We start from the raw sequence: 15486 nt of genomic DNA on the forward strand, positions 1-15486 counted from the left end.
ATGTCCCTCCCTGCTGAAAAGCCGCGCATCGCCGTTCTGGTCGGTCCGACGGGTGTCGGGAAGTCCGCCCTGGCCCTCCGTCTGGCGTCCCACCGGGGCGCCGAGATCGTCAGCGCCGATTCCATGCAGGTCTATTGCTGCATGGACATCGGCACGGCCAAACCGTCCGCGGCCGACCGCGCCGCCGTTCCCCACCACCTGCTCGACCTCGTCCGGCCTGACCAGCCGTTCAATGCCGCCCTGTACCGGGAGCATGCCCGGCAGGTCATTTCCGATCTTCACCGCCGGGGGAAGCCGATCCTGGTGGTGGGCGGTACGGGCCTGTACGTGAAGGTCCTGCTGGGCGGCCTGGTCGACGGACCGGGGCCCGACGAGGCCCTGCGGCACCATTACCGGGACCTGCTGGAACGCCGCGGCAGGGAATTTCTGCACGACCTCCTGACCCGGCGGGATCCCAGGGCCGCCGCCGCCGTCCGGCCGACCGACGCGGTCCGCGTCATCCGCGCCCTGGAGGTCCTCGATCAGACGGGCCGGTCCATCGTAGACATCCGGGCGGATCACCGGTTCTCCGACAGGCCTTACGATTCCCTGCAGATCGGCCTGGCGATGGAGCGTCCGGACCTGTTCGCCGCCATCGACCGCCGCGTGGACGCCATGCTCGGAGCGGGGCTTGTGGAGGAGACGGAGCGGCTCCTGGCGATGGGGTTCGGCGAGGAGCTCCGGCCCATGCAGGCCCTCGGGTACCGGCAGATCGTCGATTTTCTCTGCTGCCGTTCCAGCCTTCCGGAAGCCGTCGAGAAGATGCGGAGGGAAACGAAGGCCTTCGCCAAGCGACAGGGAACCTGGTTCCGGGCGGACACCGGAATCCGCTGGTTCACCCCCGGGCAGGAGGAGGCCGTCGAGGCGGAAGTCTCGCAATTCTGGGGTGTCCCGTAGAGCGCACCCGCCATTCTCCTTGACTTCGGGCGGGGTTCTATGTAGAAACAACCCCTGTTTGTTCGGCTGTTCCGGGGTTCCCCGGTCCCAAAGAATCCTATGCGCTGGAAAGGAGCAGGAATCATGAACCGCCTACGGTTGGAAAGATGGATGACGGCCCTCTTGATCGCATTGCTGGCGGCCGGGATCGCTGCCTGCGGGCTGATGCCGGTCAAACCGGTCAGTGAGATGGATACGCCGGAACATCATTTCTTCCTTGGTCAAAAAGCCCTGGACGAGGGGCGGATTCAGGATGCGGGAGCCAGCTTCGACCGGGCCCTCCAGCTGGACCCGAAATACTCCAAGGCTCATGCCGGCAAGGGCATTGTCGCGGCGTACATGAAGGACCCGAACGGCGCCCTGAAAAACGTGGACAAGGCCTGGTGGCACGCAAGCACGAACGACCAGAAGGCCTACGCCGATATCGCCTACATCCGGGTCTATACCCTCAACCAGTCCCCTGTGAACTGGCTTGACCTGGCCCGGGAAAAGTTCGATTTCGCCGTTCAGTTCGATCCCCGTTCCTCCGGTGCCTATTATTTCATGGGGATGGCCTACCGGGCGGCCCTGGAGTTCGAGAAGGCCCGGGGCATGTTCGCCAAGGTGGCCGAGCTGAAGGGGGACTACACCGCGCAGGCGGCGGCCCAGTGGGAACTGATGGACAAGATCCAGCGCGCCATGCCGGGAACCGTCACGGGCAGGAAGATCGCCCTCCTGGAGAAGATCAGCCGGGCCGATGCGGCCGCCCTGTTCATGGAAGAACTGAAAATCGACACGCTCTATGAGCGGCGGACCGTCAAGACCTTCGATACGTCCTTCCGGGAACCCGGAAAACTGGCGAAAAAGAGCGTCGCGACCCCGAAGGACGTGGCCGGCCATCCCCTGAAAGCCGACGTTGAGGGACTCCTGAAATACGGCGTGCGGGGCCTCGAGGTCTATCCCGACGGAACGTTCGATCCCGCGGGTCTCGTGTCACGGGCGGCTTATGCCATGATGATCGAGGACATCCTCATCAAGGTGACGGGGGACGAGAAACTGGCGACCAAGTTCATCGGCAGCACGTCCACCTTCGGCGACCTGAGGTCCGATCTCCCCTATTTCAACGCCGTCATGGTCGTGACAAGCAGGGGGATCATGAAGGGAAACCTCGCGACGGGACAGTTCAGCCCGGACGGCGCAGTATCCGGTGTGGATGCGCTCCTGATCATCAAGGAATTCAAGGAGCAGCTGAAGTTCTGACAGGCTGCCGGGCTGTCTCCAACCGCCTGAAATAATGATCGTTACAGCAACCTGCTGAATCACATTCCGCAATGGGCAGGGGGTGGCGGGTTCTCGCAGGGGAACCGCCGCCCCCTCGCATTGCCTGGGAGAGCCGAGCCATGGAAGGAAAGACCATCGGGAAGGTGTTTGAACCGCATGCCGCGGAGGCGAAATGGTACCAGTACTGGCTGGACCGGAATTACTTTCACGCCCAGGATTCGAGCGACCGGCCCCCGTTCTCCATCGTCATTCCCCCTCCCAACGTGACCGGCATGCTCCATATGGGGCACGCCCTGAACAACACCCTTCAGGACATCATGATCCGCTACCGCCGCATGCAGGGATGCAACACCCTGTGGATGCCCGGGACGGACCATGCCGGTATCGCCACGCAGAACGTGGTCGAGCAGGAGCTGGCCCGGGAGGGCAAGAACCGCCATGACCTGGGACGGGAGAAGTTCATCGAGCGGGTCTGGGAATGGAAGCACAAGTACGGCGGCGTCATCACCAACCAGCTCAAGCGGATCGGCTCTTCCTGCGACTGGCCCCGGGAACGGTTCACCATGGACGAGGGGCTGTCCCGGGCGGTCCGTGAGGCCTTCGTCCGGCTTTACAACGACGGGCTCATCTACCAGGGAGACTATATTGTCAACTGGTGTCCCCGCTGCCACACGGCCATCTCCGATCTCGAAGTGGAATACAAGGAGGAGCAGGGCTCTCTCTGGGACATCCGCTATCCCTATGCCGACGGGAGCGGCGACATCGTCGTCGCCACGACCCGTCCGGAGACGATGCTGGGCGACACCGCGGTGGCGGTCAACCCCCAGGACTCCCGCTATACCGACAAGATCGGCAAAGAAGTGATCCTTCCCCTGGTGAACAAAAAAATCCCGGTCATCGCCGACGACTACGTCACCATGGACTTCGGATCCGGCGCCGTGAAGATCACCCCCGCGTGCGACCCCGCCGACTTCGCCATCGCCCAGCGCCATCCCATCGGACTCGTCATGATCATGGACGGCAGCGCCGTCATGAACGAGAACTGCGGCGTCTACCAGGGGCAGGACCGCTACGAGTGCCGGAAGAACGTCATTGCGGACCTGGAGAAGGGCGGCTACCTCCTGAAGACGGAGCCCTACACTCACAACGTGGGCAAATGCTACCGGTGCAAGACCGACATCGAGCCCTACGTCTCGAAGCAGTGGTTCGTGAAGGTCAAGCCCCTCGCCAAAGCAGCGACGGCGGCGGTCATCAAGGGGAAAACGAAAATCATTCCCTCCATGTGGGAGGCCACCTATTTCGACTGGATGGACAACATCCGCGACTGGTGCATCTCCCGGCAGATCTGGTGGGGTCACCGGATTCCCGTCTGGTACTGTGACAGCTGCTCCGGGACGATCGTCTCCACGGAAGATCCCGCGTCCTGCCCCACCTGCAAGAACACGGACCTCCGCCAGGAAGAGGACGTCCTCGACACCTGGTTCAGCTCCGCCCTCTGGCCCTTCTCGACCCTCGGCTGGCCCGACCAGACGCCGGCGCTGAAGACCTTCTACCCGACGTCGCTTCTGATCACGGGTTTCGACATCCTCTTCTTCTGGGTGGCCCGCATGATGATGATGGGCCTCTACATCATGAAGGACGTGCCGTTCAAGGACGTGTACCTGCACGCGCTGGTGCGGGACGAGCACGGCGACAAGATGAGCAAGTCCAAGGGCAACAGCATCGACCCGCTGGAGATGGTGGACAAGTTCGGCGCCGATGCGTTCCGCTTCACCCTGGCGGCCTTTACGGCCCAGGGGCGTGACGTGCGGATGTCGGAGGAGCGGATCCAGGGATATAAATTCTTCGTCAACAAGCTCTGGAACGCCGCCCGGTTCTCCCTGATGAACCTGGAGGACGCCCCCGCGGGCGAGCAGCGCCGCAACCGGGCCGCGGAGTCGCTCGCGGACCGCTGGATCCAGGCTCGCCTGAACCGGACCGTGGCGGAGGTCATCCGGACCCTCGACGAGTACAAGTTCAACGAGGCGTCGGCGGCGGTGTACCAGTTCATCTGGCATGAACTGTGTGACTGGTACCTGGAGATGGGCAAGCCGGTGCTTTACGGCAAGAATGCCCCGGAGCAGCGGCAGGCGGCCCAGAAGACCCTCTTCGCGGTACTGAAGGCATCGCTTCAGCTACTCCATCCCTTCATGCCCTTCGTGACGGAGGAGATCTGGGAGGCCCTCGTGGGAGACGGAGGCTCCATCATGGTGAGCCGCTTCCCCGCGCCCGACGCCTCGCTGGAGGATCCCGAGGCGGAAGAGCAGATGGGGCTGGTCATGGATATCATCGGCCGGGTCCGGAATATCCGCGGAGAGATGAACATCCCTCCGTCCAAAAAGCTCAAGATCATCGTATCCGCTGCGGACGCCTCCCTGCGGGCCGTGGCGGAGCAGCAACGCACCCTGATCGTTCACCTGGCAAACCTGGAGAGCCTCGATACCGCCGGCGCCATGGATGAGCCGAAAGGGGCCGCCACGGGCGTCATCGGAGCCGTCCGGGTATTCGTCCTCCTGGAGGGAACGGTCGACTGGGCGGGGGAAAAGGCCCGTCTCGAGAAGGAAGCCGCCCGGGTTCAGAAGGACCTGGCCCAGACGCAGCGCAAGCTCTCCAGCAGCGACTTCCGGGAACGGGCCGCCGAGGCGGTGGTGAAGAAGGAAGAACAGAAACAGCGGGAGCTGACGGAAAAACTGACGGCTCTCGAGAGAGCCCTGAAGAAGATCCGGTCCCTGGTGTAAACACCACCGACCGGTCCGGACCGTATCCGATCGGAAAGCATCCGGCCGGGTGGGCGACCCTGAACCCCACCCGGTTTTTCGTCATCCTCGATCCATCATGCAGGAATCCCTACCCGGCCACGTGCTGGAACCCATCATCCGCAGAGCCCTCGCCGAGGACATCGGCCCGGGTGACCTGACGACGTCCTCCATCCTCGGCGGCGAGGAAAGGGGGGAGGGGTGCGCCTTGGCGAAATCGGATCTGGTCGTGGCGGGCATCGACGTCTTCATCACGGCGTTCCGCCTGCTGGATCCGCAGGCCGCGCTGAAGGAATCTCTGAAAGACGGGACGGAGGCCCGACCGGGGCAGACGGTCGCAGTCGTGACCGGATCCCTCTCCGCCCTGCTCTCCGCAGAGCGGACGGCCCTGAACTTCCTCCAGCGCATGAGCGGCATCGCCACCATGACCAGGCAGTTCGTCGATGCCGTGTCAGGAACGAGCGCTCGCATCCTCGACACCCGCAAAACCGTTCCGGGGCTCCGGGTCCTTGACAAGTACGCCGTCCGGTCCGGAGGCGGCACGAACCACCGGTTTGCCCTCTATGACGGCGTCCTCGTCAAGGAGAACCATGTCGCCGCCGCCGGCGGAATCGGGAGCGCCGTTCAGCGGGTCCGCCTGCGGGTGCCCCGCACCGTCCGCGTGGAAGTGGAGGTGAGGAATCTGGTGGAGCTGCAGGAGGCCCTGGATGCCGGCGCGGACATGGTCATGCTGGACAACATGGACGTGGAGGCGATGCGGGAGGCCGTCCGACGGGTCGGCGGGCGGATCCCCCTCGAGGCCTCGGGGAACGTCTCGCTGGCCAACGTCAGGACCATCGCGGAGACGGGCGTGGACTTCATCTCCGTGGGCTCCCTGACCCACTCGGTCCGGGCGGCGGACATTTCCCTGCTGATCTCCCCGGAGCCGTCGCCCGAAGGATGATACGGTCCCGATCATGACGCCGCTGAACGGAAAAACCTTTCAGAACATGCCGGCCGGCGGGAGGTTCGGCCGCCCGCTTCATCTGTTCGGCTCCGTGGAATCCACGAACCTGGCGGCGTTGAAGCTTGCAGCGGCAGGTGCTCCGGAAGGGACTGCCGTCATCGCCGAAGAACAGACGGCGGGCAGGGGGCGTCTCAACCGGACCTGGCAGTCCCCTCCGGGCTGCAACCTGTATCTCTCGCTGGTCCTGAGGCCCGCGGTGGAACCGGCAGCGGCACCCCAGTTGACCCTCTTGGCCGGTGCGGCCGTCGCAAAGGCCCTGAACCGCTGGTGTCCCGGCATCGTCGGCGTAAAATGGCCGAACGACGTGCTGATCCGGGATCGCAAGGTCTGCGGCATCCTCACGGAGCTCCGGCTCTCCGGCGGAGGGATCTCCTCGGTGATCGTGGGAATCGGCGTCAACGTGAACATCCGGCGCGAAGAGCTGGATCCGGCATTCCGGGACGCCGCCACGTCGCTCCTGGAGGAGACCGGGACGGAAACGGACCGGACGGCCGTGGCAGCCGCCCTCCTGGAGGAGCTGGAGAACCTCTACGATCTCTGGATCCGGGAGGGATTCGAAGCGGTTCGGCCGCACTGGCTGCCCTATTCCGTCCTGACGGGAAAGCGCATCCGGGTCGCATTCCAGGACGAAGTGGAGGAAGGCACCGCAGTGGGGCTGGACGAGGACGGAGCGCTGATTCTGGAGGAACCCACGGGCGCCCGGAAGCGCGTCCTGGCGGGAGACGCAACCATCTTGAAGGAGTCCTGACATGCTTTTGGTCATCGATGTGGGAAACACCAATACGGTGCTGGGGGTCTTTGACGGCGACGAGCTGGTCCACGACTGGCGGATCCGGACCGTGACGGACCATACGGTGGACGAATACGGGATGCTCATCTACAACCTGTACAAGTCGAGCCGGATCAGCTCCAAGGCCATCTCGGCCATCATCATCTCCTGCGTGGTTCCGCCCATGCTGAACATCCTGGAGCCGCTGTGCCTGAAGTATTTCAACGTCCGGCCCTTGATTGTCGGACCGGGCATCAAAACGGGGATGCCCATCTACTACGACAATCCCAAGGAAGTGGGCGCCGACCGGATCGTCAACGCCGTGGCGGCCTACGAGAAATACCGCCGCGACCTGATCATCGTCGACTTCGGCACGGCGACGACCTTCGACTACGTCTCGAAAAAGGGCGAGTACATGGGCGGGTGCATCTCGCCGGGCCTCATGATCTCCAGCGAGGCCCTCTTCGAGCGGGCCGCCAAGCTGCCCCGGGTCGAGCTGAGCAAGCCCCGGTCGGTCGTAGCCAAGGATACCGTCAGCAGCATGCAGGCGGGGATCGTGTACGGGTACGCGGGGCTTGTGGACGGCATCGTGAACCGGATGAAAGCAGAGGTGAAATCGGATCCCTACGTCGTCGCCACGGGGGGACTGGCCAAGGTCGTGTCCACGGAGGCGAAGTCCATCGACGAGGTGGATGACATGCTGACCCTCCAGGGGCTCCGGATCATCTACGACAGGAACCGCTGAGACGGGGCCCGACGCAGGGAAAGGAACACGGAAACATGCTGAACGTCGGCCTGACGGGTGGAATCGGCTGCGGGAAATCGACGGTGGCCCGGATGCTGCTCCGGAAAGGGGCTTACATTGTCGATTTCGACCGGGTGGCCCACGAGGTGCAGGAACCGGACGGCGCGGCCTGGAAGGCCGTCGTCGCCGAATTCGGACCGGAGGTCCTCCGGCCGGACCGGACCCTCGACCGGGAGAAACTGGGCGCCATCGTCTTCAACGACGGGGCGAAACGGTGCCGTCTCAACGAGATCGTCCATCCCGCCGTCTTCGATGAGTGGCGCGGACGCGTGGAAGCGATCCGGCGGGAGAAGCCCGATGCCGTCGTCATTGCCGACGTGCCTCTCCTGTTCGAGGTGGGGATGCAGACGATGCTGGACCTGGTGGTCCTGGTGTACCTGAGCCCGGAGGGGCAGATCCGGCGCATCATGAAGAGAAACGGCTACACCCGCGAGGATGCGGCCCTCCGGCTGGCCTCCCAGATGCCCATCGACGAGAAGGTCCCTCTGGCCGACTTCGTTGTCAACAACGAGGGGACCTTCAAGGAAACAGAGATCCAGGTCGATGACATCTGGCGCAGACTGACGGAGAGGGAAGAAGAAAAACGGCTGGGAAGCGCCGCATAGCGGCCTTTTTGAACAGCCTGACAACCATCAACGGGGAGGAAGGAAAAGGGTATGATCGAGAAAAACGTGAAGACGGATTTCAGCGGCAAGGTGTCCGAGCCGGTCGTCGATTCGACGGCGTATGTACATCCCCTGGCCGCCGTCATCGGGAACGTGACCCTGGGGAAGAACGTAATGGTCTCCCCCTGTGCGGCCGTCCGGGGAGACGAGGGGCAGCCCCTCCACGTCGGCGACAACGCCAATGTCCAGGACGGTGTAGTGATCCATGCACTGGAGACGGAGATGAACGGCCAGCCGATCGAGAAGAACCTGGTCGAGGTGGAGGGGAAAAAATACGCCGTCTACGTCGGAAACAGGGTTTCCCTGGCCCACCAGGTCCAGATTCACGGGCCCGCCGCGGTCCTGGACGACACCTTTGTGGGGATGAAGACCCTGGTGTTCCGGGCGATGGTCGGCCGGGGCTGCGTCATCGAGCCGGGCTGCATCCTGATGGGAGTGACCGTTGCGGACCGGCGCGTGGTCCCCGCCGGTTCCGTTGTCAAGACCCAGGCCCAGGCGGACGCCCTGCCGGAGGTTACCGACGACTATCCCCTGAAGGACCTCAACAAGGGTGTGGTGCATGTGAACACGAACCTGGCGAAGGGGTACCTGGCGGTGAAGAAATAGCGGGCCGAGGGCGAAGAAGTCATGAAAAAAGACCGGAGGAGAGAGGAGGATTCCCCTCTCCCGCCGGCCTTTTCTTTTTGGAGAGCCTCGATCCGCCCGCATCCTGCAGGGAGGCCCTGCTTGCTATCCGTTCCGGATCCGTTCGGGCGGAGATGCGGTGGCGGGCCCTTGCGAATTCGAGACGGCCTTTTCGTTATTTGAAGAGCGAAGACAGGGCGCCGGTGATCTTGGAGAAGCCGCCGTCCTGTTTCTTCAACTCCAGTTCGCAGGCCTCCAGCTCGCCCGGGTCCAGGTGTACGGCGCCGCACCCCTTGTTGATGCAGACGTCGATGGTCACGCCTCCGCGCTTGATTTCCGCCAGGCTCTTCGTCCCGCAGCGGAAGCAGTGGCCCTTGTGGTCCTCCCGGTACTTGGCGTCGGCCTCCTTCGCCGCCTTTTCCCGCAGGGCCATGATCAGCTTCCTGTCGTTTTCCTTGAAGAACACGTCTTCCGAGTCCCCTTCCGGGGGGAGTAGTACCTTTACCTTTTCTCTGTCGTCCGCCATATCTTCCTCCTGATGGATTTCGGTGTCGTCTCCGGAGCCCCGCGAGGCTCCCGTGCCTTATCATCTTTCCAGCGATTTTTCAACGGGATCGAAAGTCTCGAAGGAGTCCGCCCGCGGCGTCGCTCCCGGCGGCAGGGCTCCGGCCCGCAGCCGATCCCCGATCCGTTGCAGGGCAGACGTTCGCCATTATCAACCAGGAAGCACGAATCGGTTGACAATCGGGACGGATTTTCCTATGTAGCGGGCACATTCGAAATTGGAAGGAACCTCACGTGGACGTCATCGACAGGCTGCAGAAGTGGGCGATCAGGAAAGGGGATCTCGGGACGGAAGAAGGACTGGCCCTTTTCGAGGAGGGCATGGGGCGCCCTTTCCGCCTCATGGCGGCGGCCTCTGAAATCCGCCGGCACTTCAAGGGCGATGCCGTCGGTCTCTGCGTCATCTCCAATGCAAAATCCGGCCGGTGCCCCGAGGACTGCGCCTTCTGCGCCCAGTCTTCCCATTATGCAACCGAGGCGGCGATCTATCCGCTGAAGAAGGCGGCGCAGATTGTCGTCGAGGCCGCAGATGCCCGGCGGGCCGGGGCCGAGATGTTCGGCATCGTCACGAGCGGCAAGCGGATCGGGGTCGCGCGGGAGTGGGCGGAGATCCGGAAGGCCGTCGGCGGAATCAGCGACCTGGGCCTCAAGGCCTGTGCCTCCCTGGGGATCCTCGACGCCGGACGGGCGCGGGACCTGAAGGAGGCGGGTCTCTACCGCTACCATCACAACCTGGAGACGTCCCGCAGCTTCTTCCCGAAGATCTGTACGACCCACGACTACCAAGAAGACGTGGAAACGATCCGGACGGCGAAGCGGGCCGGACTGTCCGTCTGCTCGGGCGGGCTGATCGGCCTGGGGGAGGGCGTCACCCACCGGATCGAGATGGCCCTGACCCTGCGGGAACTGGACGTGGACTCGGTGCCGATCAACATCCTCCATCCCGTTAAGGGAACGCCCCTTGGAGGAAGCAGGCCTCTGCCGCCCCTGGAGATCCTGGTCACCGTCGCCGTGTTCCGCTTTCTCCTGCCGGACCGGGACCTGAAGCTCTGCGGGGGGAAGGAAAGGAACCTGCGCCAGCTTCTTCCCCTGGGCCTCGTAGCGGGCTGCAACTCCCTGATGACGGGGAATTACCTGACGACCACCGGGCGGGAGAGCTCCCTCGACCACGAGATGATCGCGGACCTCGGCCTCCAGCCGACCCGGGAACAGGACCTGTGCCGCTGCGGTGCGGGGGGAGGGGGGTGCGCCTCCGAATCCTGCGGGACCGTACCCGATCTCCGGTCCCGGAAGGCCCGAAAGGAGCGGATCGCGTGACGGCAGCCGGTTCCGGATCCGTTTCGGGAAGGGAGCTCCTGCTGCTCCACTTGAAGCAGGGCCGGGGGGCCTGGGTCTCCGGCCAGTTCCTGAGCGAGCGGATGGCCATGACCCGGTCCGCCGTCTGGAAGCAGATCGGCGCCCTGAAGGCGGACGGATACGTGATCGAGTCGTCCACCCGCAAGGGGTACCGTCTCATCGGCGTTCCCGATCTGCTCCGGATCGAAGAGGTGCGGGACGGGCTTCGGACGCGGGTCCTGGGACGGACGGAGGCCCGGCATTACCGGGAGACCGATTCCACGAACTCCAGGGCCCGGGAGCTGGCCGCCGGGGGAGCCCCGGAGGGGACGCTGGTGGTGGCGGAGGAGCAGAGCAGCGGGCGGGGAAGAAGGGAGCGAACCTGGTTTTCGCCTCCCTTCCTGGGAATCTATGCATCCCTGGTCCTGCGGCCCTCCATTCCGCCCGGCGAGGCGCCCCGCATGGCCATCCTGGCAGCGGTGGCCGTGGCCGACGCCCTCCGTTCGGAGACGGGCCTCCCGGTGACCATCAAGTGGCCCAACGACATCCTGGCGGGGGGGCGGAAGATCGCCGGCATCCTCATGGAACTGGCCACGGACATGGGCGCCGTCGACTACCTGGTGATCGGTACGGGGATCAACGTGAACGTTCCGGCCGGAGTGTTCCCACGGGAGATCCGCCCCCTGGCGACGAGCGTCCTCGTCGAGACGGGGAAGCCGTTTCCGCGGGTGCGGCTGTTGCGCCGCTGTCTCGAATCATTCGAATCCTGCTGCGATCTCTTCGCGGCGGAGGGGTTCTCCCCCCTCCTGGCGCGCTGGAAGTCCATGAGCAGCATGATCGGAAAACCGGTCGTCGTCCATGTCCCCGGCCGGGACCTGGCGGGCATTGTGGCCGATATCGATGAAAACGGGTTTCTGCTGCTCCGGGACGACGGGGGCCGCGACCACCGGATCTTCTCCGGCGATGTGACCCTCCCGACTGGAATCGAGAAAGGATAACGCTGCAATGGCAAAACGCGAAACCTCGCTCCGCGGCATGGCCTATGCCGCAATGTTCGGCGCCCTGACGGCCTTGGGGGCCTACATCATGATTCCCCTGCCCCCGGTGCCGGTGACGATGCAGACTTTTTTTGTCTTCCTGTCGGGATCCCTCCTGGGAGGATACCTGGGGGCCATGAGTCAGGTGGTTTACATCCTGCTGGGCGTCATCGGCCTGCCCGTCTTCGCCGGGGGAAAGGCCGGGGCGGGGGTCCTCCTCGGGCCGACCGGAGGATATCTGATCGGATTCGTCCTCGGCGCCTATGTCCTGGGCCGGCTGGCGGACCCCCGGGTCAAGCCCGGGTTCTTCGTGCTTCTCGTCTGCATGTTCACGGGGCTGGTCGTGATCTATGCGTGCGGCGTGATTCAGCTGATGTACGTGGCCAAACTCGGCCTTCGCAAGGCCCTGATTGTGGGCGTCCTGCCCCCCCTGCCGGGGGACGCCGTGAAGATGGTTGTTGCGGCCCTGATCACCGTGCGGATCCGGCGCTACCTGAAACTTTGAAGGGGTTGGGAAAACGATGATCGTTCTGAACAAGGTTTCATTTCGCTACGGGGAGGACGGTCCGGAGGTCCTCCGTAACGTGGACCTCCGCCTCGGCGAGGGAGAATACGTCGCCCTGGCCGGGCACAACGGCTGCGGGAAGAGCACGCTCCTGAAGCATCTGAACGCCCTCCTCGTTCCGACGGAGGGGACCGTGACCGTGGACGGTCTCGATACCCGGGACGCTTCCTCGCAGCGCGGGATCCGCCGGGCCGTGGGCATGGTGTTCCAGAACCCGGATCACCAGATCGTAGGCATGACCGTGGAGGAGGACGTGGCCTTCGGCCCGGCCAATCTGGCCCTGCCGCCCCGGGAGGTCCGGGAGTGCGTGGCGGATGCCTTGGCCCGGGTGGGGCTGGAGGGGTACGAATCGCGGGCTCCCCATACGCTTTCCGGCGGAGAGAAGCGGCTCGTTTCCATCGCCGGGGTCCTGGCCATGAAACCGCGCTTCATCGCCTTTGACGAGCCGACTGCCTATCTCGATCCCGTCTCCCGGCGGCGAGTCCTCGACCTCATCGCGGGGCTCCACAGCCAGGGCATGGGCATTCTCCACGTGACGCACAGCATCGGCAACGTAGCGGACGCCGACCGGCTCCTGGTCATGGAGCGGGGATCGATCGCCCTGGACGACAGTCCGGAGGCCGCCTGCGCCGTTCTGGCGTCGGGGCGATTCCCCGGGCTGGAGGCCCCCCCCGTTGCGGTCCTGATGGCGGAGCTGAAAAACCTCGGGTGGGGGGTAAACGCAAACGTCCTGTCCGTCCCGGAGGCCTGCCGGGAGATCGATGCCTGCCTTGCCCGGCATCCCGGAGAACGCCCGTAATGAAGCATTTCCGGTTCGGCCTCTTCGTCCCCGGCGACTCGTCCCTCCACCGCCTCGACCCGCGGGTCAAGATCGTCTCCGTCGTCGTCCTCGGCGTCCTCTCATTCCGGGCGTCCGCAGGGGCGGCGACCCTGGTCACGCTTCTCCTCCTGGTCCTGACGGGTCTTTCCGGCCTGCGGCCGCGCCATATCCTGGACGCCCTGAAGCCCCTGATGGTCTTCGCCGCACTCCTGTTTCTCATCCATCTTTTCTTTACCGACGGAGAGGCCCTGGTGTCCCTTTCCGCGGGGCCGTTCCGGATCACCCGGGAGGGACTGCGTCAGGGCGGATTCGTCGTCTGGCAGTTCTTCGCCCTGGTTTCCATGGGCGTTCTGCTGACCATGACGACCGGACCGTCCGACCTGGTCGCCGCCCTGGAGAATATCCTGAGCCCGCTGAAAGTTCTCCGCGTTCCCACACAGGACCTGGCGATCATGGTCTCCCTGGCCCTGCGGTTTCTGCCGACCTTCCTGGAGGAAATGGAAAAGCTGAAGACGGCCCGCCTCGCCCGGGGGGCCGACTGGCGGCGGGGAGGATCTGTCCACAGGGTAAAGACCGCGGCATCCCTTTTGGTGCCTCTCCTGCTGGGAGCGGCGCGAAGGGCCGACGATCTCGCGGAGGCCATGGAGGCCCGGGGCTACGCCCGGGGGCCCCGGACGGGACTCCGGGAGCTGCGCATGGCCCGGCCGGATTATGCCGCCCTGGTTATTCTCACGGTGTTTTCGGGCATGGTTCTGGTGGCGGGGTTGCTCTGACTCTCTATTCCCGTCGTCAAGTCCGGACGGGAAAGGAATGGGCGAAACGGGAGGCGCTGCATGAGAACCGTGCGAATTTGCGTGGGGAACGCCGCCCTGGCGATCGTTCTTGCCCTTGCGCCGCAGAAGCATGTGTACAGACGGCTCGGTACCGGAAGCACGTTCCGTTACGAAACGAATGGCCCCGATCAGGTAAGGGCGGAGGGTTTCCGCTAGCGAGCGTGGCTCGCTATGGCTGGAGCCAGCGGGTCATCCGGGGGATCTCCTCGGCCGTCCAGGCGGGGGTCCGGCGGATGGCGAAGAAGAGGGCGAAGAGACGCTCCATGACGGCGACGGCCTGCTCCGTAAGGTGGATGCGCTCCAGGAGCCGTCCCGCCTCGTCCTTCATCCCCGTCTCCTCCTCCGAGTCGGCCGGGAGTTTCATGGACTGGAAACGGAACCGGTCCGCCTTGAAGGTGAACTCCCAGACGTCCGCATCCTGCCTCAGAGACAGGCGGGCCTCCCGGATCTTCTTGCCGCGCCGGAGGGCCTCCCGGCCTTCCTTCAGCTCTGCGTTCAGTCCGTGGCAGACCACCGTTTCCGCATAGTCCCCCTCGCCGCCCTCGAGGACGACGCGCCGGATGAATGCCAGTTCCACCTCCTCCTTGCTGTTCAGGGCGATGGTGCCGGCCCGCTCCTCGCTTTTGAACCAGAGCCACGTCAGGAATTCCCGGCCCAGGGAAAAGGGAGCCGGTCCCTCGGGGCCGAGGGCCGCCGCGGCTTCGTCCCAGGGGTTGTAGGGTTCGAGGATCGTGGAGAAGGTGTCACGGAAGAGCAGTGTGAAATCGTCGCAGATCTTGTCCGTATGCGTGCAGAAGAGGACCCGTTTCTCCGGGAGGAACCAGCAGGCCTCATACAGGGCGGGGACAGCCGGGGCGCCGGCCAGGAGCTCCTCCCGGACCGTCTCCCGGAGCAAGCCCTGCTGGTGGCGGCTGAGGCGCTCCTGCTTGTTTTCTTCCTTGACGCGCCTTTGGGCCTCGAGGGTCCGGAAGCGGAGCAGGGCGGGGGAAATCTGTTTCCGGTCGATCCGGAGGCAGAACAGGGCCAAGTGCCCCCGCACGGGGGGATAACGGCTGAAATCCCGATCCAGGATGTCCTCCAGGCCGGTCCAGCCGATCGTTTTTTCCTCCGAGCGGGAGACGGCCTCCCGGAAGGAGAAGGACCGCAGCCGGTCCGTCAGGACTTCCGGGTCCGGGGGTGCGGGGGCCTCGCGGGTTGGCCGGAACAGGGAAAAAGTGAGGGGACCTTTCTGGATGGGCATGGGAACCTCCGGGGTGAAATGGCCGGGACGGGTCGGCGGGAATGCCGCGGGTTGTCCCGGAGGGCCGGACAGACCGGCCGGGTGCCTCTGTAGCGCACAGCCTGCCGCGTGTCAAGGCGCGTGCTCAAGGTGAATTGCCCGTGGACAACAGGCCGCTTTTGTGATAGCGATTCACCCAATCTTTCCGATAGGA

General features: G+C 64.6%; 16 protein-coding genes. 14 read left to right on the forward strand and 2 right to left on the reverse strand.

Translation table 11 applies throughout. The features are described from left to right. The 8 genes from miaA (at window position 1) to HPY65_06830 (ending at window position 8881) form a co-directional block, all read left to right on the forward strand. Window positions 1-936 carry a tRNA (adenosine(37)-N6)-dimethylallyltransferase MiaA gene (gene miaA / locus HPY65_06795; protein NPU84179.1) on the forward strand — a complete coding sequence of 312 codons (936 nt, stop codon included), beginning with the start codon at window positions 1-3 and terminating at the stop codon, window positions 934-936. Window positions 937-1059: 123 nt separating this feature from the next. Beyond that, window positions 1060-2214 carry a hypothetical protein gene (locus HPY65_06800; GenBank protein NPU84180.1) on the forward strand — a complete coding sequence of 385 codons (1155 nt, stop codon included), beginning with the start codon at window positions 1060-1062 and terminating at the stop codon, window positions 2212-2214. Between the two features lie 140 nt (window positions 2215-2354). Next, a complete protein-coding gene (locus tag HPY65_06805) occupies window positions 2355-5012 on the forward strand; it encodes a valine--tRNA ligase (protein ID NPU84181.1) in 2658 nt (885 codons plus the stop codon). Window positions 5013-5109: 97 nt separating this feature from the next. Further along, on the forward strand, window positions 5110-5973 hold the full coding sequence (gene nadC / locus HPY65_06810) for a carboxylating nicotinate-nucleotide diphosphorylase (GenBank protein NPU84182.1): 864 nt from the start codon (window positions 5110-5112) through the stop codon (window positions 5971-5973). 13 nt (window positions 5974-5986) lie between these two features. Further along, entirely contained in the window at window positions 5987-6784 is a 798-nt protein-coding gene (locus tag HPY65_06815; GenBank protein ID NPU84183.1) for a biotin--[acetyl-CoA-carboxylase] ligase, read from the forward strand. Between the two features lies 1 nt (window position 6785). Continuing rightward, window positions 6786-7550 carry a type III pantothenate kinase gene (locus tag HPY65_06820; GenBank protein ID NPU84184.1) on the forward strand — a complete coding sequence of 255 codons (765 nt, stop codon included), beginning with the start codon at window positions 6786-6788 and terminating at the stop codon, window positions 7548-7550. 35 nt (window positions 7551-7585) lie between these two features. Next, entirely contained in the window at window positions 7586-8215 is a 630-nt protein-coding gene (locus HPY65_06825) for a dephospho-CoA kinase (GenBank protein NPU84185.1), read from the forward strand. A gap of 51 nt (window positions 8216-8266) precedes the next feature. Beyond that, the gene (locus HPY65_06830; GenBank protein ID NPU84186.1) at window positions 8267-8881 is read left to right on the forward strand and encodes a carbonic anhydrase; all 615 of its coding nucleotides are present in this window, start codon (window positions 8267-8269) and stop codon (window positions 8879-8881) included. A 193-nt stretch (window positions 8882-9074) separates the two neighbouring features. On the opposite strand, the gene HPY65_06835 is transcribed toward HPY65_06830, so the two are convergent. Continuing rightward, entirely contained in the window at window positions 9075-9425 is a 351-nt protein-coding gene (locus tag HPY65_06835; GenBank protein NPU84187.1) for a zf-TFIIB domain-containing protein, read from the reverse strand. A 359-nt stretch (window positions 9426-9784) separates the two neighbouring features. Here HPY65_06835 and bioB point away from each other — a divergent pair, with 359 nt between their 5' ends. The 6 genes from bioB to HPY65_06865 are packed head-to-tail and all read left to right on the forward strand — an operon-like array spanning window position 9785 to window position 14209. Continuing rightward, the gene (gene bioB / locus HPY65_06840) at window positions 9785-10780 is read left to right on the forward strand and encodes a biotin synthase BioB (protein ID NPU84188.1); all 996 of its coding nucleotides are present in this window, start codon (window positions 9785-9787) and stop codon (window positions 10778-10780) included. Beyond that, a complete protein-coding gene (locus HPY65_06845; protein ID NPU84189.1) occupies window positions 10777-11796 on the forward strand; it encodes a biotin--[acetyl-CoA-carboxylase] ligase in 1020 nt (339 codons plus the stop codon). The genes bioB and HPY65_06845 overlap by 4 nt, the downstream gene beginning before the upstream one ends. A 7-nt stretch (window positions 11797-11803) precedes the next feature. Further along, window positions 11804-12340, forward strand: coding sequence for a biotin transporter BioY (locus HPY65_06850; GenBank protein NPU84190.1), 537 nt, complete (start codon window positions 11804-11806; stop codon window positions 12338-12340). Window positions 12341-12356: 16 nt separating this feature from the next. After that, window positions 12357-13199: an ATP-binding cassette domain-containing protein gene (locus HPY65_06855; GenBank protein NPU84191.1), complete on the forward strand. Its 843-nt coding sequence runs from the start codon at window positions 12357-12359 to the stop codon at window positions 13197-13199. Further along, a complete protein-coding gene (locus HPY65_06860) occupies window positions 13199-13993 on the forward strand; it encodes an energy-coupling factor transporter transmembrane protein EcfT (GenBank protein NPU84192.1) in 795 nt (264 codons plus the stop codon). Before HPY65_06855 ends, HPY65_06860 begins: the two co-directional genes overlap by 1 nt. Before the next feature lie 60 nt (window positions 13994-14053). Beyond that, window positions 14054-14209, forward strand: coding sequence for a hypothetical protein (locus HPY65_06865; protein NPU84193.1), 156 nt, complete (start codon window positions 14054-14056; stop codon window positions 14207-14209). 13 nt (window positions 14210-14222) lie between these two features. On the opposite strand, the gene rdgC is transcribed toward HPY65_06865, so the two are convergent. After that, window positions 14223-15293 carry a recombination-associated protein RdgC gene (gene rdgC, locus HPY65_06870; protein ID NPU84194.1) on the reverse strand — a complete coding sequence of 357 codons (1071 nt, stop codon included), beginning with the start codon at window positions 15291-15293 and terminating at the stop codon, window positions 14223-14225. Between the last annotated feature and the right edge of the window lie 193 nt (window positions 15294-15486).

This window comes from Syntrophaceae bacterium, assembly GCA_013177825.1.
In the GTDB taxonomy this organism is placed as follows: domain Bacteria; phylum Desulfobacterota; class Syntrophia; order Syntrophales; family PHBD01; genus PHBD01.